Annotated in this window: 21 protein-coding genes; 10 read left to right on the top strand and 11 right to left on the bottom strand. The window is 66.2% G+C overall.

Features of this window, described 5'->3' with window-relative positions:
* The first annotated feature begins 178 nt into the window (after positions 1 to 178).
* From ACQR1F_RS17990 to ACQR1F_RS17970, 5 genes are read left to right on the top strand one after another with little or no spacing between them, the layout of a single operon-like run.
* Positions 179 to 1,063: a peptidylprolyl isomerase gene (locus tag ACQR1F_RS17990; protein ID WP_315803165.1), complete on the top strand. Its 885-nt coding sequence runs from the start codon at positions 179 to 181 to the stop codon at positions 1,061 to 1,063.
* Positions 1,060 to 2,040 carry a HupE/UreJ family protein gene (locus tag ACQR1F_RS17985; protein WP_434838954.1) on the top strand — a complete coding sequence of 327 codons (981 nt, stop codon included), beginning with the start codon at positions 1,060 to 1,062 and terminating at the stop codon, positions 2,038 to 2,040. The genes ACQR1F_RS17990 and ACQR1F_RS17985 overlap by 4 nt, the downstream gene beginning before the upstream one ends.
* Before the next feature lie 17 nt (positions 2,041 to 2,057).
* Complete coding sequence (locus ACQR1F_RS17980; protein WP_434838953.1) at positions 2,058 to 2,669, top strand: HupE/UreJ family protein; 612 nt, start codon at positions 2,058 to 2,060, stop codon at positions 2,667 to 2,669.
* Positions 2,666 to 3,286: a HupE/UreJ family protein gene (locus tag ACQR1F_RS17975; RefSeq protein ID WP_316180613.1), complete on the top strand. Its 621-nt coding sequence runs from the start codon at positions 2,666 to 2,668 to the stop codon at positions 3,284 to 3,286. The genes ACQR1F_RS17980 and ACQR1F_RS17975 overlap by 4 nt, the downstream gene beginning before the upstream one ends.
* 46 nt (positions 3,287 to 3,332) lie before the next feature.
* Positions 3,333 to 3,824 carry a prepilin peptidase gene (locus tag ACQR1F_RS17970; RefSeq protein ID WP_315802987.1) on the top strand — a complete coding sequence of 164 codons (492 nt, stop codon included), beginning with the start codon at positions 3,333 to 3,335 and terminating at the stop codon, positions 3,822 to 3,824.
* Positions 3,825 to 3,843: 19 nt separating this feature from the next.
* Here ACQR1F_RS17970 and ACQR1F_RS17965 read toward each other — a convergent pair whose 3' ends face one another.
* The 10 genes from ACQR1F_RS17965 to ACQR1F_RS17920 are packed head-to-tail and all read right to left on the bottom strand — an operon-like array spanning position 3,844 to position 12,001.
* Positions 3,844 to 4,482 carry a hypothetical protein gene (locus ACQR1F_RS17965; RefSeq protein WP_316237890.1) on the bottom strand — a complete coding sequence of 213 codons (639 nt, stop codon included), beginning with the start codon at positions 4,480 to 4,482 and terminating at the stop codon, positions 3,844 to 3,846.
* Positions 4,482 to 5,045 carry a type II secretion system protein GspM gene (gene gspM, locus ACQR1F_RS17960; protein ID WP_316180609.1) on the bottom strand — a complete coding sequence of 188 codons (564 nt, stop codon included), beginning with the start codon at positions 5,043 to 5,045 and terminating at the stop codon, positions 4,482 to 4,484. Before gspM ends, ACQR1F_RS17965 begins: the two co-directional genes overlap by 1 nt.
* Complete coding sequence (locus ACQR1F_RS17955) at positions 5,042 to 6,112, bottom strand: PilN domain-containing protein (protein ID WP_434913563.1); 1,071 nt, start codon at positions 6,110 to 6,112, stop codon at positions 5,042 to 5,044. The genes gspM and ACQR1F_RS17955 overlap by 4 nt, the downstream gene beginning before the upstream one ends.
* The gene (locus ACQR1F_RS17950; protein WP_434913562.1) at positions 6,109 to 7,053 is read right to left on the bottom strand and encodes a general secretion pathway protein GspK; all 945 of its coding nucleotides are present in this window, start codon (positions 7,051 to 7,053) and stop codon (positions 6,109 to 6,111) included. The genes ACQR1F_RS17955 and ACQR1F_RS17950 overlap by 4 nt, the downstream gene beginning before the upstream one ends.
* Positions 7,053 to 7,775 carry a PulJ/GspJ family protein gene (locus ACQR1F_RS17945; protein WP_316180605.1) on the bottom strand — a complete coding sequence of 241 codons (723 nt, stop codon included), beginning with the start codon at positions 7,773 to 7,775 and terminating at the stop codon, positions 7,053 to 7,055. The genes ACQR1F_RS17950 and ACQR1F_RS17945 overlap by 1 nt, the downstream gene beginning before the upstream one ends.
* The gene (locus ACQR1F_RS17940; protein WP_316180603.1) at positions 7,775 to 8,173 is read right to left on the bottom strand and encodes a PulJ/GspJ family protein; all 399 of its coding nucleotides are present in this window, start codon (positions 8,171 to 8,173) and stop codon (positions 7,775 to 7,777) included. The genes ACQR1F_RS17945 and ACQR1F_RS17940 overlap by 1 nt, the downstream gene beginning before the upstream one ends.
* Entirely contained in the window at positions 8,166 to 8,630 is a 465-nt protein-coding gene (locus tag ACQR1F_RS17935) for a prepilin-type N-terminal cleavage/methylation domain-containing protein (protein WP_315802980.1), read from the bottom strand. The genes ACQR1F_RS17940 and ACQR1F_RS17935 overlap by 8 nt, the downstream gene beginning before the upstream one ends.
* Positions 8,623 to 9,105 (bottom strand): type II secretion system major pseudopilin GspG, encoded by a 483-nt coding sequence (gene gspG, locus ACQR1F_RS17930; protein WP_315802979.1) that lies wholly within the window; start codon positions 9,103 to 9,105, stop codon positions 8,623 to 8,625. Before gspG ends, ACQR1F_RS17935 begins: the two co-directional genes overlap by 8 nt.
* 20 nt (positions 9,106 to 9,125) lie before the next feature.
* Complete coding sequence (locus ACQR1F_RS17925; RefSeq protein ID WP_434873039.1) at positions 9,126 to 10,337, bottom strand: type II secretion system F family protein; 1,212 nt, start codon at positions 10,335 to 10,337, stop codon at positions 9,126 to 9,128.
* An 8-nt stretch (positions 10,338 to 10,345) separates the two neighbouring features.
* Positions 10,346 to 12,001 carry a GspE/PulE family protein gene (locus ACQR1F_RS17920; protein WP_434913561.1) on the bottom strand — a complete coding sequence of 552 codons (1,656 nt, stop codon included), beginning with the start codon at positions 11,999 to 12,001 and terminating at the stop codon, positions 10,346 to 10,348.
* A gap of 255 nt (positions 12,002 to 12,256) precedes the next feature.
* Here ACQR1F_RS17920 and gspD point away from each other — a divergent pair, with 255 nt between their 5' ends.
* From gspD to ACQR1F_RS17900, 4 genes are all read left to right on the top strand, one after another.
* Complete coding sequence (gene gspD, locus ACQR1F_RS17915) at positions 12,257 to 14,560, top strand: type II secretion system secretin GspD (protein WP_434913560.1); 2,304 nt, start codon at positions 12,257 to 12,259, stop codon at positions 14,558 to 14,560.
* Positions 14,532 to 15,080 (top strand): tetratricopeptide repeat protein, encoded by a 549-nt coding sequence (locus ACQR1F_RS17910; RefSeq protein WP_316237897.1) that lies wholly within the window; start codon positions 14,532 to 14,534, stop codon positions 15,078 to 15,080. The genes gspD and ACQR1F_RS17910 overlap by 29 nt, the downstream gene beginning before the upstream one ends.
* A 243-nt stretch (positions 15,081 to 15,323) precedes the next feature.
* Positions 15,324 to 17,195 carry an alkaline phosphatase family protein gene (locus ACQR1F_RS17905; protein ID WP_434913559.1) on the top strand — a complete coding sequence of 624 codons (1,872 nt, stop codon included), beginning with the start codon at positions 15,324 to 15,326 and terminating at the stop codon, positions 17,193 to 17,195.
* A 243-nt stretch (positions 17,196 to 17,438) separates the two neighbouring features.
* On the top strand, positions 17,439 to 18,557 hold the full coding sequence (locus ACQR1F_RS17900) for a hypothetical protein (protein ID WP_434913558.1): 1,119 nt from the start codon (positions 17,439 to 17,441) through the stop codon (positions 18,555 to 18,557).
* Between the two features lie 73 nt (positions 18,558 to 18,630).
* Here the strand turns inward: ACQR1F_RS17900 and ACQR1F_RS17895 are convergent, their stop codons facing one another.
* Complete coding sequence (locus tag ACQR1F_RS17895) at positions 18,631 to 19,500, bottom strand: ferritin-like domain-containing protein (RefSeq protein ID WP_434846637.1); 870 nt, start codon at positions 19,498 to 19,500, stop codon at positions 18,631 to 18,633.
* Positions 19,501 to 19,705: 205 nt separating this feature from the next.
* Between ACQR1F_RS17895 and ACQR1F_RS17890 the strand changes: the two genes are divergently transcribed.
* The gene (locus ACQR1F_RS17890) at positions 19,706 to 22,006 is read left to right on the top strand and encodes a 4Fe-4S binding protein (protein WP_410051413.1); all 2,301 of its coding nucleotides are present in this window, start codon (positions 19,706 to 19,708) and stop codon (positions 22,004 to 22,006) included.
* The last annotated feature ends 3 nt before the right edge of the window (positions 22,007 to 22,009 follow it).

Here is a 22,009-nt window from a genome sequence, read left to right as displayed (position 1 = left end):
GTTTGTTGAAGGATTTATTTTTGCTGGTGCCATCTCCACGGCCATCGCGATCCGCAATCGTTGCGAAATTTTTGTGACACTGACGTTTGCCCGGTGACAACGGCAACTGTGCCGTTGCATATACGCGCCGCGCAACGAGCGCAGCCCGAGTTGTAAAGAACGTATGTCAGCCCCTGCCATGTCGAATGCGGCGCAGACCTTCGAGAGCGCCTCTGCACGCTCCAATCAGCAAGATGGCAACAGCTCTTCCCCAGCGCGAATATCATTCGTGACCGCCCTGCGTGGGCTCGGCAGGGAGCCGCTCCTGCATTTCCTTGTTCTGGGCGGACTGATCTTCGCGGCCGACGCCATCATCCATCCGCCAGCGAAGGACGAGAAGGTCATCACCGTGACCAAGGCGCTGCGCCAGTCCTTCATCGACACGTTCGACGAGGACAAGCAGCGCACCCCGAGCGAGGCCGAGCTGCAGAAGATGGTCGAGGCCTGGGTCGCCAGCGAAATCCTCTATCGGGAAGGCAAGACGCTCGGCGTCGACCGCGGCGACGAGATGATCCGCGACCGTGTCGCGTTCAAGCTGCAATATCTGATCTTCGATCAGGTGCGCGTGCCGCAGCCAAGCGACGAGCAGTTGCGCGCCTGGTTCGCCGACAATCATGCGCGGTTCGACGAGCCCGAGCGTGTCAGCTTCTTCATGACGCCACCCAGCGACGAACCGACGGCGCGGCGCTATCTGGACGACATTCGCGAGCAGCGCGAATCGGAGGAGCTGCGCGATCAGACTCGCGCGGTTCTCGACCGGCCGGTGCCGAGCCTGGCCGCCGGCTTCGGCGACGGCTTCAGCGAAGGCCTGCTCAAGGCGCCCCTCCAGGAATGGATCCTGCTGCAGTCGAAAGACGGGTGGCACGTGGTTCGTCTCGACGCCCGGACGCCGGGCGCGCCTGCGAAACTCGAGGACATCCGCGCCGAGGCAGCCAAGATCTGGCACACTGAAGAGACACGGAAACGGGCCTGGGAGGCGGTGAGCCGGCTCAAGGCCAACTACACGATCAGGTACGAGCCGTGACCGGCGCGCGCGCCCTGATCGCCATCGTGCTCGCGCTCGCAGCGCTGCTGCCTGGGCTGCCGGCGGCTGCGCATCAGGCGACGATCGCCGTGCTCGAATTTCGCGAGATGCGGCCCGGCGCGTATATCGGGCGATGGACGACCTTGCCGAAGGATGGCGTCAACCGCATCGAGCTCAAGATGCCGCCGCATTGCTACCTGCGCCTGCCGGAACTCAATTGCGGCGACAAGGGCCTCGTCGGACAGATGACGATCGGCAATCTCGGCGAGGACATGTCGGCTGCCATCATCCGCGTGACGTCGCTCGCTGGAGAGACGCGCAGCTACACGATCTCAGCGGCCAATCCGGTCGTGACGGTGCTGGGCACCGATGCGCCGACGCTCGAGACCTGGCTCGAGCTTGCCAAGACCTACGTCAACCTCGGCATCGACCACATCCTGCTCGGCGCCGATCACCTGCTGTTCGTGCTCGGGCTGATCTGGATCGTCCAGGGCGGCTGGCGCCTGCTCAAGACGATCACGGCCTTCACGATCGGCCACAGCGCCTCGCTGGCTGCAACGGCGTTCGGCTTGATCGGCGTTCCCGAAGGCCCGCTCAACGCCTGCATCGCGCTCAGCATCGTGTTCGTCGGCGTCGAGATCATCAAGCAGCAGCGCGGCGAGATCGGGCTGACCGCCCGCTACCCCTGGGCCGTCGCCTTCAGCTTCGGTCTCGTCCACGGCATCGGCTTCGCCAGCGCGCTCGCGGGCCTCGGCCTGGAGCGGCGAATCCTGCCCGCGGCGCTGCTCTTCTTCAATGTCGGCGTCGAAGTCGGGCAGATCCTGTTCGTGCTGCTGGTGCTGGCACTGATCTGGGCGCATCGCCGGCTCGGCGCGGCGCTGCCGCGCTGGGGCGCCGAGCTGCCGGCCTATGCGATCGGCTCGGTCTCGATGTTCTGGTTCCTGGGCCGCCTGGTGCGGGTTCTGGCGGCCGCATGATGATGAATGGGACGAACATGATCGCGCGCAAACTCCTGCACGCCGTGTCGGGTGCGGCTTTGCTCTCGCTGCTGACTGCGAATCCTGGCTTTGCCCATGAGCAGACCGGCGTCGGCGGCGGCCTCGCCAGTGGTCTGCTGCATCCCTTGACCGGGCTGGATCATCTGGTCGCAATGGTCGCAGTCGGCATCTGGGGCGCGCAGCTCGGCGGCGCGGCGATCTGGATCCTGCCGGTCGTCTTCCCGTTGGTGATGGCGTTCGGAGCCGTCCTGGGAATCCTCAAGATCGGTCTGCCCGTCCCGGAGCTCATCATCGCGCTGTCAGCGCTGGTCCTTGGCCTCGCTGTCGCCCTGCGCGCCCGTGTCCCGTTCGCGATTGCGGCTATCATTGTTGCGATCTTCGCCATCTTTCATGGCCACGCGCACGGCATCGAGCTCCCGACGGCGGCGAATCCCCTGGCCTATGGCTGCGGCTTCGTGGTCGCGACCGGTCTTCTCCACGCCTGCGGCATCACCATCGGCGCGCTCGCGCGCTGGCCCGGCGGCGAGCGTATCATCCAGGGCGTCGGCGCAGCCATCGCCGCGCTCGGCGGCTACTTCCTGATCGCGAGCCTCGGAGTCGCGGCATGAGGACGTACCACCGGACCGCCCTTCTCGCATCCGTGCTGCTGCTGGCGCAAGCGCAGCTCGCCGATGCGCATATCGTATCGGCCCGGCTCGGTGACTTCTACGCCGGCGCCCTGCATCCGCTGCTCACCCTGCAAGACGTCGTGGTCTGGGCCGCGCTGGGATTGCTGGCCGGCTCGCTCGGTGCGGCGAGCGGACGCTGGCTGGTCGTGGTGTTTCCGCTCGGCCTGTGCGCGGGGCTGGCGCTCGCCGCCGGGTCGGGGCTCGCCCCGGCTTCCCCGCTCGTCGACGCCGCGACCATTCTCATTCTCGGGCTGCTGCTGGCCGCGGCCTTGCGCATTCCCGTGACATTGCTGAGCGCGATCGCATTCATGCTCGGGCTGATGCGCGGCGCAGCGAATGCCGGCGAGCTCGTGCCGCAGACCGACCGTCTCCTGTACGCCGCCGGGCTCGCCAGTGCAGGCTATGTCGCCATCACCCTCGTGATGGCGCTCGCGCTCACCTTCCGGCGTCCTGAAACCGAGCCGGTATCGAGCTGGCGCGGAATCGCCGTGCGCGCGGTCGGTGGCTGGGTCGCCGCGATCGGCCTGATGATGGCGGGACTATCGCTCGCGTCCTGAGCAGGCCTATGCTCGGGCGATCCGACACCGCCAATCCCCACCTCGCGTGACCGACGCCATCAATATCGCAGCCATTGCCGTGCTGCTCCTGACCTGCGCCGGCCTGATCTGGACGGATCTGCGCAGCGGGCTGCTGCCCGACTGGATGAATGCGCTGGTCGCCGCCAGCGGCTTCGCAAGACTGGCGACGCTCGTCGACCTGCCCGAGGCGCTGTGGAATTGCGCCGCAGCCCTCGCGATCGGCTTGGCGCTGCTGCTGCTGCGGCTGCTCTACGCAATGGCCCGCGGCCGCCAGGGACTGGGCCTCGGCGACGTCAAGTTTCTGATGGCTGCAACGCTTTGGGCCGGCCTGCCAAATCTGCCGATCCTGCTGCTCATCGCCACGACGACGGCACTCGCTGCGGCGCTCGCTCTCTTCGTCATGGGACGACGGCTGACGGGCCAGACGGCGCTGCCGTTCGGCCCGTTCCTCGTCCTCGGCCTGCTGGCCGTACTCGCCCTGCAGGCCACCGGCCGCGAATTGCTCGTGACCTTCTGATTGCCGTAAGCCACTGACCTCAGCGCGCCCGCCGCGCCATCCGCTCGCGTCCGGCCTGCGGCGCCGGCGGGGTCATCGGTCCCGCCTGCACGTCGCCGCTGCCGGCTGTGCCGAGCTGCGGCATTTGCAGAGTGACGGTCTCCGGCGCCTTCAGCAGCGAGGCTTCACGCGGTCGCAGCGACTGCAGCACCCATCCCTCATGCGAAGCGCCGACCCGCAAGCGCAGCGATGCCTGCGACGCCGCGTCGACGAAGATGCCGAAGCTCTCCTCGTCGCCGATCACCGTGCCGACGAGCTGCAGGTTTGGCCGTTCCGGATCCCTCGGCGGCGCAGGCGGCGGCGCCCGCATCACCGTGACGGGTGCGGCAACCGGCGGCGGCCGCCGCGACGCCGAGAAGATCGGACGATCACGTGTCGCCGAAAGGGTACTGATCGGAACATCCCACAGCGGGTTGGCACTCCTGCCCCCCGGAGCTTCTGCGCTGGGAGCTTCTGACATGGCGGCCGGCGGTTCGGAGGCGCCGGGCGCGGGCGCGGCCTGGACGGGCGTGGCCGGCTCGAGACCATCCGCCGTCTCGCTCCAGGCACGGCTGAGCGAAGCTGCAAGCACGCACACGGTGGCAAAGGTGACGAGGCCCGAGCCTACGAACGATCGCATCACGATTTTCCTTGCCATTGACCCGACACGGTGACCAGCACGGTCAATCGTCCCACGCCGCCGGCTGCGGCGGCCAGCGGCTGCTGCACATGCAGTTGATCGACGAAGAGAAACGGCAATCCGGCCTCGAGATCATAGAGCAGCTGCTGCAACGCCGGCTGTTCGAGCTCGCAGCTTGCCACCACGCTGATCAGGTTGGTGTTGGCGCGTGCCGCCGGCAGCTCGACCTGGGTCGACAGCACGCTGCCGCCGACCTTGCTGATCGCCTCCGTGAGGCGCTGGACCAGCGCCGCGCCCGCGATGGTGACCGTTCGTCCCTCCACGAACACCGATCCACCCGGAGCCGTCGCGCTGCCTGCGGCGGAATTGCCGGCTGGCCGTTTGCGTCCGGAAAACTGCGCCAGTTGCGCGTTGGTGTCATTGAGCTGGTCGCGCCTGGCGACGAGATCGACGACCCCAGCGGCACCAAGCCAGAGCAGTGCGACAATGGTCGCCGCATAGAGGATCGCAGAAACGGCCGGCGAGCTAACAAAGATTCGGCGCAGCGATTTCGACCAGTTCATGCCCGGTCTCCGAAATAGGCGTTGATGCGCGCCTCGATGTGGAAGCGCTCGCCCGCTTCGCCGGCGGTGCGCGTCGTCGGCGCGTAGAAGGTGGCGCGGCTGAACTGCGGCGTCTGCTCGATCAGCCGGATCAGCGCGGGTGCATCCTGGGTCAGGCCGGATATCTGCAGCCGATCGTTCTCGAGATGCATCTCGACGACATACGTCCCGTCGGGGAGGATCTTCGACAACGTGTCGAGCACGATCACGCTGGCGGGGCTGGTCTGCTTGCGCTTGGCGAGCAGCCCGTCGGCGGCGGTGGCGCCCATCGCGGGCCGCAGCGCCGCACGCAGCCGCGTGACCTGCGCCTGTGCGTCCTCGATCTCGCCATCGAGATAGCCACCGATCAGCGTCGTCGCGATCAGCAGCACCGCCGTGGTCGCAGCGACCGACAGCCAGCTGAGCTTGAGCACGCGCCCGAGATCACGGCCGCCGGCAAGCGACGAACGCAGCGACGTCTTGAAGATCTGGATCGGACCGCCATCGGTTGGGCCGACGTCGGCGGTGATGACGAGCTTGGCAATGCCGACCTGATCGGCAAAGGCGAGCAAGGGCTGGACCAGAGCGCGCGGCGTTGCCGCGAGCGTCAACGCGATCCGATCACTGGCTGCGCGCGGGGCGCTGTAGCCGTAGAGGACCTGTCCGAGATTCCACGGCGTCAACCTGCCGATCTGGGTCCGGATCATGCCGTCCAGAAAAGGCTCCGCCTGCTTGGGAAAGTCGAGAGGCCGGATCAGAACGTTCTCGGCGGCCAGATGGATGTCCAGGACAGCACCGCGCAAGGTTCGCAGCCACTCCGGCGAGAGCCCGACCTGCGCCGCTCCCAAAGCCGGATTCAGCCGTGCCGCCGCCAGCATCGGTCTCGCCTTCGGCGGCGTCTGTACCGTCATGACGATCGCTTCTGGCTGATCGTAGCGGATCACGACTCGCGGGCGTCTGAGCTGCCGATCGGCGACGGCCTCGATCGCTGTAGCGACGCTTTCCGTCCACACCGTCAGTCCGCGCTCGATCGCTTCGGTCAGCTTCATGGCATCCTCCGCGCCTGAAGCGCTCCCCTCGGCTGCTGTCCCTCGTCCTGGCGCGCCAGCAGCCGATAGGGCTCCTCGCCTTCGCCGGGAACGATCACCGCCGTCGCAGTGTGACGAAGCCCGCCCGCCGGACCGACGACGATGCGCAGCCGATAAGCCTTGCTTTTGCCCTTGGCGGCGTCCTTCGCAGCAGGCCCCAACATCTTGGCGAGCGTATCGGCATCCTGTGACAACGACGCCCGTGCGTTGAGGAAATCCTTCAGGATCAGCGGCGTCATTCCCGGCAATGCGGCAACGACCTCCGGCGCCGCAATCGTCGGATCGATTCCCGGAGAACCGTTGAAGACGGTGACCAGCGGAAGCACCCGATCAACCAGCGATGCGGGAAGGCTGAGGACGAGCGACAGCTCGCCGACATGCGCGAATGGCGCCAGGCGCGGCACCCGCTTGAGACCGGCCGCCGCATAGCGCGCCTCCTCCGCCTGCGCCTTGGCGGCGTCGGACGGCTTGGAGCGCCACGCAACGATCCGCTCGGCATGATCCTTGGCAGCATCGCGCTCGACGCCCAGCGTGACGAAGAGATTTTCGAGTATGTCCTTGGACGCGGTATTGAGATCGATCCGCGCCGCTTCGTTGACGAACGAGACCGCAATGTCGTTGCCTGCAAGCGCCAGGCGGAAACCGCCCTGCCTCGGCCGCTCCTCGTCCTTGGACAGCAGCAGACGATACGCCGACAGTTCGATGGCCGCCGAGACCAGCGCATCGGCCTCGACCGCCTCGTCCTCGAGCCGCAGCAACCGCGCCGAGCTGCCGAGTTGCTGCGAGACGACAACGACCAGGGCCGCCAACGCCGCAAGCATCCACAGCGCCGCGATCAGGATGAAGCCATCCTGCGCGCCGCGCCTCTGGGCAGAACCTCTGGTAAAGGAGCGAACCAGCATTAGTCGATCGGCTCGCTCTTGTTCAGCTGCGGCGGCTCGCCCGCACCCGCCGACGGATTCGCGGTGCCTGCCGCTCCGGGATCCGCAAAGCCGCCGCCCGGCGCATCGACGTGAATACGGACTGCGCTGACGAGAACGGCGGCACCGCCACGGCTGTCGTCATAAACCGTCATGCGCACGGCGGATGGTAGCTTGGTCGCATCGCGCCACTCCGACGTCCACGCCATCGTCCCGTCGGCATAGGCGAACGACATCCGGAACGGCGCCGACAGCAGCACCACGGGATCGCGGAACCGGAAATGCTCGGTCACGGGCTGGCCGACCGGCACGGGCTCGAACATGGCACGCGATCGCCGCAGAGCGCGTTCGCCCCTGCTCCCTTCCTCGCCGATGCGCACGATGTCGAGACCATGTCCGGCATTGGGGCCGAGTTCGGCGCGCACGAACATCGCCGAGACCTCGTCGCCCACGAACAACGGTCCCTTCTGCTCGCGATTGGCCGAGACGAACTGCACGGCAGCGAGATCATCGCCGACCCGCCGCAGCGCAGCGGCCACCATCTCGGCGCGCTGGACGCGATCCAATCCGCGCTTCCACGCCGGCAGCCATTGCGACGTCACCGCGGCAAGCGCCGACAACACGATGCCGGCGATCGCGAGCGCGCCGAGTGCCTCGATCAGTGCGAAGCCCTGCTCTCGGGATCGATCGGATCGGGCGGTCATCATCGCGCTCCTCGCGCCAGGCGAACCGTCTGCACATCGGCGACCGCGCCCGAGCCGGTCTTGACGCGCAAGGTCACCGCCTCCGGGATCCAGCCGGTCTGTCCCGCCGGCTCATTCCAATCGCCGCCGAGCGGCCTGACCTGCAGCACCACCGACCCGGAGCCGGAGCGCTGATCGATGCTGCCCGGCTGCAGCCGGCCGCGATCGGCCAGCATCGTTGCCAACGCCAGCCTCATGTCGGTGACCAGAGTGACATGCTGTTCGAGCTTGCGAACGATGGCCGCGTTGCGCGACACCACGGCGCCGATGGCGATGATCGACACGCTCACGATGGCAAGCGCGACGAGCACCTCGATCAGCGAAAATCCGGCTTCACTCCGGCGGTCGATCTCAACCATTGGCGAGCACGCGCGAGACAATGTCGATCCTCCCCGTCAGCCAGTTCACCCTGATCTCCAGGCTCAGATCGGCGCGCGACAAGGTGATGGCGCCGCCGCAGGACAGCCCGTCAGGAAAGAAGGTGATGGTCGCCAGCACCGGCCGATGCTGGCAACTGCGCGGCAACGTCGCGAGGAATGCGACGTCGTCGGGCAGCTTCAGCGCAGCCGCGCTGCTGCCGGAGCGGATCAAGCGGCGCGACGTGTCGATCTCCGTGTCGACGCGCGCGCCGGTCCGCATCGATGAGGCACGGTCCGACTTCAGCAGTGTCGCCGCCTGCAACGCGTAGGCCTGCAACCGCGGCCGCGACGTCTGCCGCGGCAGATAAGGCAGCGCGACGGACGCCAGCAGCGCGACGATCGCGAGCACGCAGACCATCTCGAGCAGCGTAAAGCCGCGCTGGCCGCCGTCATTCACTGCGCGCGCTCGTCTGCGTCGGCGTTCCCAGCACGATGTCCGCCGCCGTCCCGCTGCCGCCTTCCTGGCCATCGGCACCGTAGGACAGGATGTCGTACGGGCCGTGATCGCCCGGTGCGCGGTAGACATAGGCCGTATTCCACGGATCCTTCGGCACTGCCCCGCCCTTGAGATAGGGACCGTTCCAGGCGCTCAACCCGGCCGGCCGTTGCGCCAGCGCCGCGAGGCCTTCCGAGGTCGAGGGGTAGCGGCCGGCATCGAGATAGAACAGGTCGAGCGCCGCCGAGAAGCTCTGCAACTGGATCCGCGCCGCCTTGGTCTTGGACTCGCTGAGATAGTTCAACACGCGCGGGCCGATGAGACCCATGATCAGCCCGATGATCGTGATCACGACCAGCATCTCGACCAGCGTGAAGCCGCGCTCGTGTTCACGGTCGGCACTCTTGGCCGGCTTGCTCTGCGTGTCCGATCTCATGTCATTCTCCTTGGTAGCCATCAGCCGACCAGTTGCGTCACAGAAAGCAAAGCCGTCATGATCGAGACGATCAGGCCGCCGACAACCACGCTGATGAGCAGAATGGCGGCGGGGCCGACGATGCCGACGACGCGATCCAGGCCGCGCTGCAGCTTGGCTTCGTAGAACTCAGCGATCCGTGTCGACAGCGTCGGCAACTGGCCGGTCTCCTCGCCGAGCCGCAGCATGCGCAGCGCCATCGGCGGCAGCATGTTGTCGGCCGACAATGCCTGGGACAGCTTGCCGCCGTGACGGACGCGATCCGCGGCTGCCGACCAAGGCGCACGCGACGACGTCACGGCCATCACATCGACGAGAATGCGAAGGGCCGCGCTCAGATTGACGCCGCAGCCGAGCAGCAGGCCGAGATTGCGGCAGAACAGGCTGGTCCGATAGAACAGCAGGAGGCTGCCGACGCCGGGCATGACCGCCACGACGCTGGCCAGGCCGGCGCGAACCGCGGGCTGACGCAACAGCCACCAGCCTGCCGCGAGCAGCGCAGCACAGCCGAGTGAGATCGCGGCTGCATTGGCGCGCAGCAGATCCGACAGCGTCATGAAGAAGCCGAGCGCCGTATCGGTACGGCCACCGAAGTCACGCAGCACGGCCGAGAAATTCGGCAGCACGGCCACGAGAAAGAACAGCATCACGCCGATCGCCGCGAGGAACACGAAGGCAGGATATTGCATCGCGTCGGTCAATTTGCGGCGCGTCGCCTCCGACCGCTCGCGTTCGCCGGCCAGCGCGGTCAGCACGTGATCGAGTGTTCCCGACGATTCGCCGACGCGCATCAGCGCGACATACATCGGCGAGAACAACTGCGGCTGGGCGGCCGCCGCATCGGCGAAGCTTTCACCGGCCATGATCGCCGCACGCAGCCGCGCCACCACGGGACGGAGGCGGCCGATATCGGAATCGCCGGACAACAGATCGAGCGCGTCGTCGAGCCGCGCGCCGGCCTTGAGAAGCAGGGCCAGGTCGCGCGTGAACGTGGTCACTTCAGTCGCGGACGGAGCGCCGAACGAGAGCCCGGACGCAGCGCCGGTCCGCTCCTTTTTCTCCTCCACGGTTTCGATCGGCAGAAGTTGCAGATACGAGATGCGCCGTTCGACCTCGCTGCGCGACGGCGCGACGAGAGATCCGACGACGATTTCACCGGACTGCGTCAGAGCGCGATAGCGGTAGCTCGGCACGATCCACCTCACCGCGCCACGAGGACACGAAGCAGCTCGGAGGCCGAGGTGACGCCGGCGCGGCACTTGGCGACGCCGTCGTCGAGCATCGTCGTCATGCCTTCCCGGATCGCCAGCCGATCGATCGCGAGGCCGTCGGCACTGTCCGCGATCAGCTCGCGCAGGCTGTTGGTCAGCTCGAGCAGCTCGAACACGCCGACCCGGCCGCGATAGCCGCTCTGGCCGCATCGCTCGCATCCCCTCGGGTGCCAGGTGATGTCGCCGGGGACGAGGCCGAGATGACCAAGACGAGGATCCTGGCGGCATGTCTCTTCATCGAGCGCCTCCGGCGCCTTGCAATGATCGCAGAGCTGACGCACCAGCCGCTGCGCGATCACCGCGCGCAAGGTCGAGCGCAACAAGAAGCCTTCGACACCAAGATCGAGCAGGCGCGGCACCGCCGCGGCCGCGGTTTCGGTATGCAGCGTGGTCAACACGAGATGGCCGGTCAGCGCGGCATGGACCGCGACATGCGCCGTCTCGCTGTCTCTGATCTCGCCGACCATGATGACGTCGGGGTCCTGACGCACGAAGGAACGCAGCGCGCTCGCGAAAGTCAGCCCGATCGCCGGCTTGATCTGCGACTGGTTGATGCCGGGAATCTCGTACTCCACCGGATCCTCGACGGTGAGGATCTTGCGCTCCGGTGTGTTGAGCAGCGACAGGATCGTCGCCAGGGTCGTGGTCTTGCCGCTGCCGGTCGGCCCCGTGATCACGATCATGCCGTGGGGCAGCGTGATCAGGCGCCGGAGTGCGGCGTCGTCGCGGGTGGCGAGACCGAGACGGCTCGCGACGAGCTGCGAGCGATCCTTCGGCAGGATGCGCAGCACCGCCGATTCGCCGTGCTGGGTCGGCATGATCGCAACGCGAACGTCGATCTCGGCGCGGCCGGCGCGGATGCGCGCCGCGCCGTCCTGCGGCAGGCGCCGCTCGGCGATGTTCAGACCGGCAACGATCTTGATGCGCGAGATCACCGCCTGCGGCAACACGCCCGCGGGCGCCGCGATCGGACGCAACAGGCCGTCGACGCGCAGCCTGACCACGAGCCCGGTCGAGAACGGCTCGATGTGGATGTCGCTGGCGCGCATCTCCACGGCCTTCTCGATCAGATCGTTCACCGCGCGGACGACCGGCGCGCCGCTGGCGAGATCGCGGAGACTCTCGATGTCGTCGTCGCGCAGCTCCTGCGCCGGCGAGATGTCGGGCTCGCCGGAATCCTCTAACCGCTGGTCCAGGACAACGGCGATATCCTCATGCGAGGCGACCTTGAAGAGAGTCTGCGGGCCGAGCACCAGCTCCGCGGCCCGGCGCACGGCCTGATCGGTCGGATCGGCCATCGCGAACACGGCGGCGCCGTCAGAATCCTTGAAGGGATAGCCGAGCACCTCGCGGAGGAAGCGGTCGGAGAACTCGCTCACCGCGGGGAGTGCCGCCAGCAGTTCGCGCAGTGCGACGCGCTCCAATCCGGTGAAGCCGGCGACCTCCTCCGCGAAAACGTCGGCGGTCAGGCCGAACCTGTCCCAGAGCGCGATCTGCGTTTCGGCCGCAGCTCCGCCTTCGCCCGCCGCCTGGGGATGGCGCTCGCGAAGATAGGCATGGAATTGGGTCGAGAGTGTACCGCTCATGGCGTGATCCGGGTGGCGCCCGTGCCGGCCCATCGTCTCGGCACGCCGCTACTGGTGACCCACGTTATTGATCGCGAACATGACGGCCGTACGAATGCCGGAGGCGCCGACATTTCCGACACACACGCGGCGCAAAGGTCGGACGGCAGCCGCCAATTATACATAAGTGTCATATTGGACCGCTATGCAGGCTGCGCGGTCAAAACGAGGCGTTGCTGCGTTTCGGCCGGTCAACACGAGTAGATCGGTAAGTCCATGTTTGGTATCGGCAATCGAAGCCAGTCCGCTGCGGTTGTCAGGCATGCCTCGTTGCTGGCGATTGCGGTGCTGCTCGCCTCCTGCAACATGGCAACGCTCAATTCCCAGGCCAGCGCGCCGGCCGATGTCGACGTCATCGACAAGGTGCGCTCGCTCGATATCCTGCCGCGCGACAATGCACCGGTCGCATCGATCCAGGGACGGCCCGAGGTCGAGCGCGCCAGCGCGCGGACCTATCAGGGGACCACGGTTCAGGAAGTCGCCGAGGTCAGGCCGCTTCCGGCGGCCGATGGCAAGGGCTATGACCTCAATTTCGAGAACACGCCGATCGCGGTGGTCGCGAAGGTCGTGATCGGCGACATCCTCGGCGCGGGCTACGCGATCGATCCCCGCGTGCAGGGCAGCGTCAGCCTGGTGTCGGCGCGGCCGGTGCCGAAATCGGACATCCTGTTCGTGCTGGAGAGCGCGCTGCGCCTGTCCGGCGTCGTACTGGTCCGCGAAGGCGGCGGCTACAAGCTGACCCCGCTCGGCGACGCCATCGGCGCCGGACGCGTCGACGGCGAGGCCGGCCGCGCCGAGCCCGGCTACGGCGTCTCCGTCGTGCCGCTGCAATATGTCGGTGCGCAGACGATCCTCAAGCTGATGGACAGCTTCGCGACCCGCGCCGGCAGCGTGCGCGCCGACACCACCCGGAACCTGCTTCTGATCCAGGGCACGGGAGCCGAGCGACGCTCCGCGATCGAAACCGTGATGAGCTTCGATGTCGACTGGATGCGCGGCCAGTCCGTCGGCATCTTCCCGGTCAGCAATTCCGCGCCGGAGCCGCTGATGGCGGAGCTCGAGAAGATCATGGATTCCGGCGAGAACGGATTGAGCCAGAATCTCGTCAAGCTGCAGGTCGTCAACCGCCTGAACGCGATCATGGTCGTGACGCGCAAGCCAGCGCTGCTGCAGAGCGCGGCAACCTGGATCCGCCGGCTCGATCAGGCCGACTCCGGGCGCACCAGCGTCCACGTCTACCGGGTCCGCTACGGCGACGCGCGCCAGCTCGCCAAGGTGCTCACCGACATGTTCGGCGGCGCCGGCTCGTCCTCCACCGACAGCGCCGACGGCCAGGCCGCGCCGGGCTCCGACGGCACGACGACGTCGGTCGCCGATCGGCTCTCCTTCAACACCAATGCAGCCGGCTCATCGAGTTCGAGCGCCAATCCGACGAGCAGATCCCAAGGCGGTGGTCTCTCGGGCATGTCATCCTCGAGCACATCGTCCTCCAGCAGCACGACGTCCTCGACCGGGCTGGAGCCTCGCAGCAGTGGTGCTGGCGGAGGCCAGGCCATCATGCCGAATGTCCGGATCACCCCGGACACGGTGAACAACTCGCTGCTCATCTATGCCGACCGCGAGAACTACCGCATCATCTCCAGCACGCTGCAGCAGCTCGACCAGCCGGTGCTGCAGGTCGGCATCGACGCGACGATTGCCGAAGTGACGCTGACCAACGAGCTGTCCTACGGCGTGCAGGCCTATCTTTCGAGCAAGGTGCTCGGCCTCGGGACCGACAAGGGGTCGATCACCAATACGCAAGCCACGTCGGTGGCCACGGCCACGACATCCGCGGCGACGACGGCCTTGATCAACCGCGCTCTGCCTGGCTTCAACTTCCTGATCGGGCACGAAGCCTCGCCCAACATGATCCTCGACGCACTCCATACTGTCACCAGCGTCAAGGTGCTCTCCAATCCCTCGCTGGTCGTGATCAACAACCAGACCGCCACCCTGCAGGTCGGCGACGTCGTGCCGGTCTCGACCGGCAGCGCGACCGTGCTGTCGTCGAGCAATACTGTCGTCAACACCATCGACTATCGCAACACCGGCATCATCCTGCGCGTCGTGCCGCGCATCGCCGCCAACGGCAATGTGCGGCTCGAGGTCGAGCAGGAGATCAGCAACGTCGCGACCCAGACCGCCACGAGTCTCACGCCGACGGTGTCGCAGCGCAAGGTCAAGAGCGCGATCTCCGTCGCCAACGGCCAGACCGTGCTGCTGGCCGGCCTGATCAGCGAGCAGCAGAACGGCAATCGCAACGGCATTCCGGGCCTCGACGAGATCCCCGTGCTTGGCGACGCGTTCTCGCATCAGGGCAAGAAGGGCACGCGCACCGAGCTCATTATCTTCATTCGGCCGCAGATCATTCGCGACGGCAGCGATGCGCATCAGGTGGCCGAAGAACTCCGTTCCAAGCTCCGCGGATCGGTCGGAGCGAGCATCACGGATGATTTGCGTGTCCGCACCACCCGCTGATCCCCGCCAAATGACCCGGCCGACGATGCGGTGCCTCGCCGTCGTCTGCACCGCAGCCGGCCTGCTGCTCGGCGCAATCACATCGCCCGCGCACGCCGATTCGGTTAGTGCCGCACGCAGTGCCTATGCGCGCGGCGACTTCGTCCGCGCCGTGCGCGTGCTGACGCCGCTGGCGCTGCGCGGCGATCCGCGCGCGCAGGCCATGCTCGGCTTCATGTATGAGAACGGCTTTGGGACCCCGCAGGCCTATGAGGTCGCCAGCGATCTCTATTGCCAGGCCGCCGCCGCCGGCAATCCATTCGGCCAAGCGATGCTTGGCCTGATGTATGACAAGGGACATGGCGTTCCACAGGACGTCGTGCTCGCCTACAAATGGCTCAACCTCGCCGCCGGGCACGCCAAGTCGACACAGCGCAGCTACTTCCTGCGGCTTCGCAACGCCGTGGCCTCGAAGATGTCGGCCAGCCAGATCGCCCAGGGCCAGGCCCTCGCGCTGGACTGGGTCCCGGGCCAGCTCTGACCGGCATTGCCGGTTCATGGCTCGGCGAAGGCGGGCTCCCTGCAGCAATGGAGTGAAGACGGCGCGGCACGCGATGGCTGGCGCGGTGGGGCGCATTTGTCTCCTGCATTCGCGCTGCTCGGCGCATTTCACAAAACCGAAGCAAGACCGACACCACGTTGCAATTTGTTGCCGCGATAAATTGCCGCAGGCGAGCCCACATCAGCACGTGCGCGCCGCTGCCCCACTCCGTCTGGAGATGTCATGACCAGAACAGTCACCCGGTCCAAGGCGCTCGCCCTTGCGACCAGCGCCGTCTTTACCGCGACCAGCGTCGCGCCAGCCTTCGCCGGAGCGGCGACGAGCACACCGATCGAGCACGTCATCATCATCGTCGGCGAAAACCACACGTTCGACAATCTATTCGGCACGTACAAGCCGAAGCCAGGGCAGACGATCGACAATCTGCTCAGCAAGGGAATCGTCAACGAAGACGGCACGCCGGGCCGGCACTTCAAGAAGGCAGAGCAGCGGATCGGCCGCGACGAGGTTCGCTATACTGCCGAGACCGCGTCCACGGGCGCCTATGCGACGCTGCCGCAACCCTACACCACCTATGGAATCGGCCTGCCGCAGAACGTCCTCGACACCCGCTTCCCGGCCAATCTTCCCAATGGGCCGTACCAGATTTCGAAATACGTCTCATACGCCGCTTATACTGGAGATCCGGTACACCGCTTCTTCCAGATGTGGCAGGACATCGACGGCGGCAAGCACGACAAGTTTGTATGGGTCGAACGGACCATCGGCACCGGGTCGAACGGGCAGCCTTATCCGTCCGGCGGGTTCAACCCGATGGAAGGCGCCATCTCGATGGGGTTCTACAACATGAACCCGTTCACCGACGCCTCCGGCAAGGCCCAGCCGGGTGACGCGCCGTTCTTCAAGCAGCTCGCCGACGAGTACGCGATCAGCGACAACTATCACCAAGCGATCATGGGCGGCACCGGGGCCAACTTCCAGGCCCTCGTCACCGGCCACGCTGCGTTCTTCACCAATCCCGAGACGCTGAACGGCACCCCCGCCGTGCCCTACGCCAACCAGATCGAGAATCCCGATCCCGTCCCCGGCACCAACAACTACTACAAGCAGGACGGCTACAGCGGCGGATCCTACGTCAACTGCTCCGACCCAAGCGCGCCCGGCGTCGCCGCCGTCAACGAGCAGCTGTTCAAGAACGGCGTCACCAGCAACAACTGCGCGCCGAACCACTATTACCTCGTCAACAACTATAGCATGTTCTGGAACCAGACCAGCGCCAAGCCGAACGCGCTCGGCTCGGATAAGTTCGTGCTGCCGCCGCAGAGCGCGCCGACCATCGCCGACGTGATGACGGCGAAAGGCGTTTCTTGGAAGTACTACAGCGCCGACCGCGGTGACGACACCACCACCTTCGCCAGCAGCGTCGACGGCGTGCCGCTGCTGTTCCACTCCTATTGCGGCATCTGCGACCCGCTCACGGGCTTCAACAAGATCATGAAGACCCCGGCGGAGGAAGCCAAGCTGCAGAACTACGGCGCCTTCGTGAAGGACGTGCAGAACAACACGCTGCCGGCGGTGTCGTTCGTGCGTCCGTTCGAGGCGCTCGCCGGTCATCCCGCCGATTCGACCACGGATCTCTACGAGAAATTCCTCGAGGCGCTGATCAATCGGGTCAAGGCCAATCCTCAGCTCTGGGCCAAGACTGCGATCTTCATCACGACCGACGAAGGCGGCGGCTACTACGACTCCGGCTATGTCCAGCCGGTCGACTTCCTCGGCGACGGCACCCGGATCCCCTTCATCCTGGTCTCGCCGCTGGCCAAGAAGGGCCATGTCGACCACACCTATTACGATCACGTGTCGCTGCTGAAATTCATCGAGCGCAACTGGCGGCTGCCCACGATCTCCGCCGTCAGCCGCGACCGGCTGCCCAACCCGATCCATGACCGGGATGACAACCGCTATGTGCCGAAAAACCGTCCGGCGATCGGTGACCTGATGAACCTGTTCGCCTTCGACGACGATGGCGATCACGATCATGACGGCGGATGGCACCACCACGACCACGACGGACACTCCGGCGACGATCGCTGATCGACCGAGCGTCAACGGCTGACATCATTGCCGTGAAAAGCGGCCCGCCGCAGACGATGCGGCGGGCCTTTTTGGGTCGCCAGCTGCAACAATCTCTCAGTGACGCACCGATCCGCAACATCGCCAATCCATCAGCGGATTGTCAGCTGATCGTCACGCCCCCGTTATCGACCCTCCGCATCGTCCCGCCGCCGCTTGAGTGAAGCGGCGCGATACAACCGAGGTCTTGGGGGATCTTGCAGAATGTCACTTCGATCATCATTCAAATCTGCCTTTCACGAACTGCTCACATTGTCGGTCACGGTGTCGTTGCTCGCGTTCGCCACTGCCGCGCCAAGCCTCGCGCACGACCACGGCTTCGACGACGATGACGACAGCTACGCCATCGGCCTTTGGGGCGACCTACCCTACTCCACGCTGCAGGCCACCGTCGGCGTCCCGAACCTGATCGCGGACATGAACGCCCACCGGCTGAAGTTCACGGCGCATGACGGCGACTTGAAGCAGGGCTCCAATTCCGCCTGCGATGCCGGCCTCTACGCCCAGGCGCTCGCCTTCTTCAACAGCCTGGAGGCACCGGCCATGTTCACGCCGGGCGACAACGACTGGGTCGATTGCGATCGCCCGTCGAACGGCGGCTTCAACTCGCGCGACCGGCTCGACTACGAGCGCAAGATATTCTTCTCGACACCGTTCTCGCTCGGCCAGCGCAAGCTGCGCCAGGAGGTGCAGACCGATCCGCTGTGCCTCAGCGCCAATGGCACCAAGGTCGGTTGCGTCGAGAATCGCCGCTGGACCCTCGGCCGCGTGACCTATGCGACGCTCAACATCCAGGGATCCTGCAACAATCTCTGCGACACCAACCCCGATCCGGACGAATACAATGCGCGCAATACGGCCGTGATTCTGTGGATGCAGCAGACCTTCGCTGAAGCCAAGAGGCGCAATTCCGCTGCGGTGATGTTCATCACCCAGGGCAACCCGGGCTGGGACCAAGCCGACCCGACGCGTGCGCCGCTGCGCGATCCCAAGACGCTCGCCGAAACCGACGGGCAGCCCGATGGCTTCGTCAGCTTCCTGACTGCGCTGCGGACCGAGGTCGAGGCGTTCCGCAAGCCGGTCGCCTACGTCCACGGCGATTCCCACTACTTCCGGATCGACCAGCCGTTCCTCAACGCTGCCGGCCAGCGGCTTGAGAACTTCGTTCGCGTCGAAACGTTCGGCGACAATCAGGGCAATGGCAACAACGACGTGCGCTGGCTCAAGGTGACCGTCGATCCGCGCAGTCGCGACGTGTTCTCCTTCCAGCCCGTCACGGTGCCGGCGAACCGCACCGCCGTGCCGGCGCCGACCCGCAACTGAGCCTCATGATGACCGGGTCGTCCGGCCTGGCTGGGCGACCCTTGTCTTTCGCCGAGCAGCGCTGCAGTCGGACTCAACCGAGCGACCGCAGCCAGGCCAGCCGCGCGATCGCCTGCGACGCCAGCCGCTGCATGAGACCGAGCCGGTCCGATTCGGTCGCTCGCTCCGCATGCTCCAGATACGCGTCCGCCAGCGCTTCCGCCAGCACGGCTGCATCGGCTTGCGCGAGCCCAGCCGGCAGGCGCAACAGGCCCGCAACGTCCGATGCCATTGCCGCGGCTTCGCGCGCAAGCTCGCCCACGCGATCTGCCGGGCGGCCTGCGGCGCGCGCCGCCATCGCGTCGAGCAGCTCGGCGAGTCGACGCTCCAGCCGGCCGGCGTCGATCGTGCCGGCGTCCGACGCCACTGACGCCGCGCGCCTGGCGTCGGTCTCAAGATGATACGCACGGCGCCGCTCCTTGCGCAGCGTCGCGACATGACCGAGCTCCTCCCGCGCCATGGCCTCGGACGCCCTCTTGACCTCGGGAACATCGTTAAATGCGGCGAGATAGGACCAGAACGCGAAGGCCCGTTCCTCGTTGCGCACCGCCATCGACAGCGCGCGGTAAGGAGTCATCAACCGCGAATCCTGAATTTCGCGCGCCGCGCCGGGCTCAAAGGTCTCCGGCGGCTGCCAGCGCACCAGCGACGCATCGGGGGCGCGCCCCGTACGCGCTTGCGACCATTGCGCGACACTGTCGACATGCTCGCGCTCGGCCGCGGCCAGCCTCGCGAAGACGTCGGCCAGATCGAGCCGGCCTTGACGCTGCATCTCTCCGGACAGCTCGTCGTAGCGATCGGCCGCCTCCTGCTCCATCGCATTCGCGAGCGCGAACAGCTCGTCGATCGAATGCAGGTTCCCGGCCGGTTCCGACTTGAGCGAGAGCGTGCGTGACAACAACATATAATAGTCCGCCTGATTGTCCGGGCCTGTTTGATCCAGCGCAACGTCCGTCGGATTGCGACCCACTAGACAACCGGCACGATAAGGAGTCAATTTAGCCTGACTCTATCTCAGGGATTGTCAATGGCGACGATCCTTCCTTCCCGAAACAGTCCTGACTGGAATACGGCTCCTTCGTGGGCCGGCCGTTCCGCTTGAGGTGATCATGGTTGCGAGTGATGTCGCCACCAATCGGTGGCGCATGCCTGCTATCTTGGTAGCAATCCTCATCGGGCTCTGCGCCATCGCGGCCCCGCGCGCAGCACATGCGGCCGGCGATCTCGCAACCTACCTCTCGAAGATCACGCCGGGCGATCTCTTCCCCAATGCGGACCGTTTCGGCGTGCCGCAAGGCGAGCCGCCGATCATGCCGGTGTATCGCGGCGATCAGCTCAAGGGTTACGTCTATCTCAACTCCGATTTCGCCAATTCCGTCGGCTATTCGGGCAAGCCGATCCACATCCTCGTCGGCATCGATCCCAAGGGCGTCATCACCGGGCTGAAGCTGGTCGATCACAAGGAGCCGATCGTGCTGATCGGCATTCCCGAGCCACGCATCGTTGCCGCACTCAACGGCCTGCTCGGCAAGGACATGATGCCGATTGCGCAAGGCGCAGAACACGCGCCGCAGGCCGACATCGTCTCAGGTGCAACGGTCACCGTGCTGGTGATGCACGACAGCATCGTGCGCGCGGCCACGCGCCTGATCCGCAGCGGCCGCATCGGTGCCGGCGCTGCGGCGAGCGCCGCCGCGGCACAGCCGGGCGTGACCAAGACGGTCGATCCCGACAAGAGCGAGATCCGCGACTGGAGCAGCCTGCTCGGCGACGGCTCGGTGCGGCGCCTGCACCTCAGCATCGGCGACGTCAACGATGCGTTCGCCAAGTCGGGCAATGCGGCGGCCGCGCAAAATCCGGAGCCCGGCGATGCCGGCGACACCTTCGTTGATCTGTATGTGGCCATGGTCAGCGTGCCCACCATCGGCCGCAGCCTGCTCGGCGACGAGGGCTATCAGCGACTCAAGCAGCGATTGCAGCCCGGACAGCAGGCGATCGTCGTCGCCGGCGACGGCATCTACTCGTTCAAGGGCTCCGCTTATGTCCGAGGCGGCATCTTCGACCGCATCGAGGTGCTGCAGGAGGGCGGAAGCACACGGTTCCGCGACAAGAACCACATGCGACTCGGTGCGCTGGCCGCCGCCGGCGCCCCTGCCCTGCGCGAGATCGGACTGTTCGTCACGCCGCCCGAATTCACGCTCGACCCGACCGAGCCATGGCAGCTCCAGCTCCTGGTGCAACGAAGCACAGGCAGCCACGACAAGGCGTTCCTGACTTTCGATATCGACTACACGGTGCCCGACGCCTACTTGAAGCAGCAGACGCGCCCCGCTGTGCCGGCAGCGAAGGCGACGACCGCACGTCCCGCCCCGGCCACGGCGCAACCGGTCGCCGACGACACCGAAGAGCCGTTATGGATGCGCATCTGGCGCTCGCAGATGGTCGCCATCGGCATCACCGCGCTGGCGCTGGCCGTGCTCACGGGGATCTTCTTCTTCCAGAACGTTCTGGTGCGCCGTCCCCGGCTCTACACCTGGGTCCGCCGCGCCTATCTCCTGTTCGTGCTGGTCTGGCTCGGCTGGTACGCCAACGCCCAGCTCTCGGTCGTCAACGTCGTCACCTTCGTCAACGCGCTGCTGACCGGCTTCCATTGGGAGTTCTTCCTCGCGGCGCCCTTGATCTTCATCCTGTGGGCGGCAACGGCGGCTGGACTGCTGTTCTGGGGCCGCGGGCCGTTCTGTGGCTGGCTCTGTCCGTTCGGCGCGCTGCAGGAGCTCACCAACACAGTGGCAAAATGGCTCAAGGTGCCGCAGATCACGGTACCCTGGGGTCTGCATGAGCGTCTCTGGCCGATCAAATACATCATCTTCCTCGGCCTGTTCGGCCTGTCGCTTTATTCGGTCGCGCTCGCCGAACAGGTCGCGGAGGTCGAGCCGTTCAAGACCGCGATCATCCTGAAATTCTCGCGCAGCTGGCCGTTCGTGCTGTATGCCGCGGCGCTGCTCGGCATCGGCCTGTTCATCGAACGCTTCTTCTGCCGCTATCTCTGCCCGCTGGGCGCGGCACTGGCGATTCCCGGACGCATCCGCACCTTCGAATGGCTGCGTCGCTGGAAGGAGTGCGGCTCGCCCTGCCAGCGCTGCGCCAAGGAATGCCCGGTGCAGTCGATCCATCCCGAGGGACACATCAACGTCAATGAATGCATCTACTGCATGCATTGCCAGGAGCTCTACTACGACGATCAGCGCTGCCCGCACATGATCCAGGTCCGGCTCAAGCGCGAGAAATTCGAGGCGATGTCATCGCCGTCGATGCGCGCCGCGAAATCCGGTCCGAAGACCGTGATCACCCATGCCGGCCAGCCGATGGCGGCGACGGCCCCCTCCAACGATCTCACCCATCCATCATAAGGA

It is taken from the genome of Bradyrhizobium sp. HKCCYLS3013, from assembly GCF_051167615.1.
Lineage (GTDB): Bacteria > Pseudomonadota > Alphaproteobacteria > Rhizobiales > Xanthobacteraceae > Bradyrhizobium.
The sequence above is the reverse complement of the archived record's forward strand: the minus strand, read 5'-3'. Positions and strand labels throughout refer to the sequence as shown.

Bases quoted from the DNA above. Each gene is read 5' to 3' on its own strand.
- ACQR1F_RS17980 (WP_434838953.1), top strand. From the start codon at position 2,058: ATGATCGCGCGCAAACTCCTGCACGCCGTGTCGGGTGCGGCTTTGCTC.
- ACQR1F_RS17975 (WP_316180613.1), top strand. From the start codon at position 2,666: ATGAGGACGTACCACCGGACCGCCCTTCTCGCATCCGTGCTGCTGCTG.
- ACQR1F_RS17955 (WP_434913563.1), bottom strand. From the start codon at position 6,112: ATGAAGCTGACCGAAGCGATCGAGCGCGGACTGACGGTGTGGACGGAA.
- ACQR1F_RS17910 (WP_316237897.1), top strand. From the start codon at position 14,532: ATGATTTGCGTGTCCGCACCACCCGCTGATCCCCGCCAAATGACCCGG.
- gspG (WP_315802979.1), bottom strand. From the start codon at position 9,105: ATGAGATCGGACACGCAGAGCAAGCCGGCCAAGAGTGCCGACCGTGAA.
- gspM (WP_316180609.1), bottom strand. From the start codon at position 5,045: ATGAACTGGTCGAAATCGCTGCGCCGAATCTTTGTTAGCTCGCCGGCC.
- ACQR1F_RS17905 (WP_434913559.1), top strand. From the start codon at position 15,324: ATGACCAGAACAGTCACCCGGTCCAAGGCGCTCGCCCTTGCGACCAGC.
- ACQR1F_RS17940 (WP_316180603.1), bottom strand. From the start codon at position 8,173: ATGGTTGAGATCGACCGCCGGAGTGAAGCCGGATTTTCGCTGATCGAG.
- ACQR1F_RS17890 (WP_410051413.1), top strand. From the start codon at position 19,706: ATGGTTGCGAGTGATGTCGCCACCAATCGGTGGCGCATGCCTGCTATC.
- gspD (WP_434913560.1), top strand. From the start codon at position 12,257: ATGTTTGGTATCGGCAATCGAAGCCAGTCCGCTGCGGTTGTCAGGCAT.
- ACQR1F_RS17900 (WP_434913558.1), top strand. From the start codon at position 17,439: ATGTCACTTCGATCATCATTCAAATCTGCCTTTCACGAACTGCTCACA.
- ACQR1F_RS17990 (WP_315803165.1), top strand. From the start codon at position 179: ATGTCGAATGCGGCGCAGACCTTCGAGAGCGCCTCTGCACGCTCCAAT.
- ACQR1F_RS17895 (WP_434846637.1), bottom strand. From the start codon at position 19,500: ATGTTGTTGTCACGCACGCTCTCGCTCAAGTCGGAACCGGCCGGGAAC.
- ACQR1F_RS17950 (WP_434913562.1), bottom strand. From the start codon at position 7,053: ATGCTGGTTCGCTCCTTTACCAGAGGTTCTGCCCAGAGGCGCGGCGCG.
- ACQR1F_RS17945 (WP_316180605.1), bottom strand. From the start codon at position 7,775: ATGACCGCCCGATCCGATCGATCCCGAGAGCAGGGCTTCGCACTGATC.
- ACQR1F_RS17965 (WP_316237890.1), bottom strand. From the start codon at position 4,482: ATGCGATCGTTCGTAGGCTCGGGCCTCGTCACCTTTGCCACCGTGTGC.
- ACQR1F_RS17920 (WP_434913561.1), bottom strand. From the start codon at position 12,001: ATGAGCGGTACACTCTCGACCCAATTCCATGCCTATCTTCGCGAGCGC.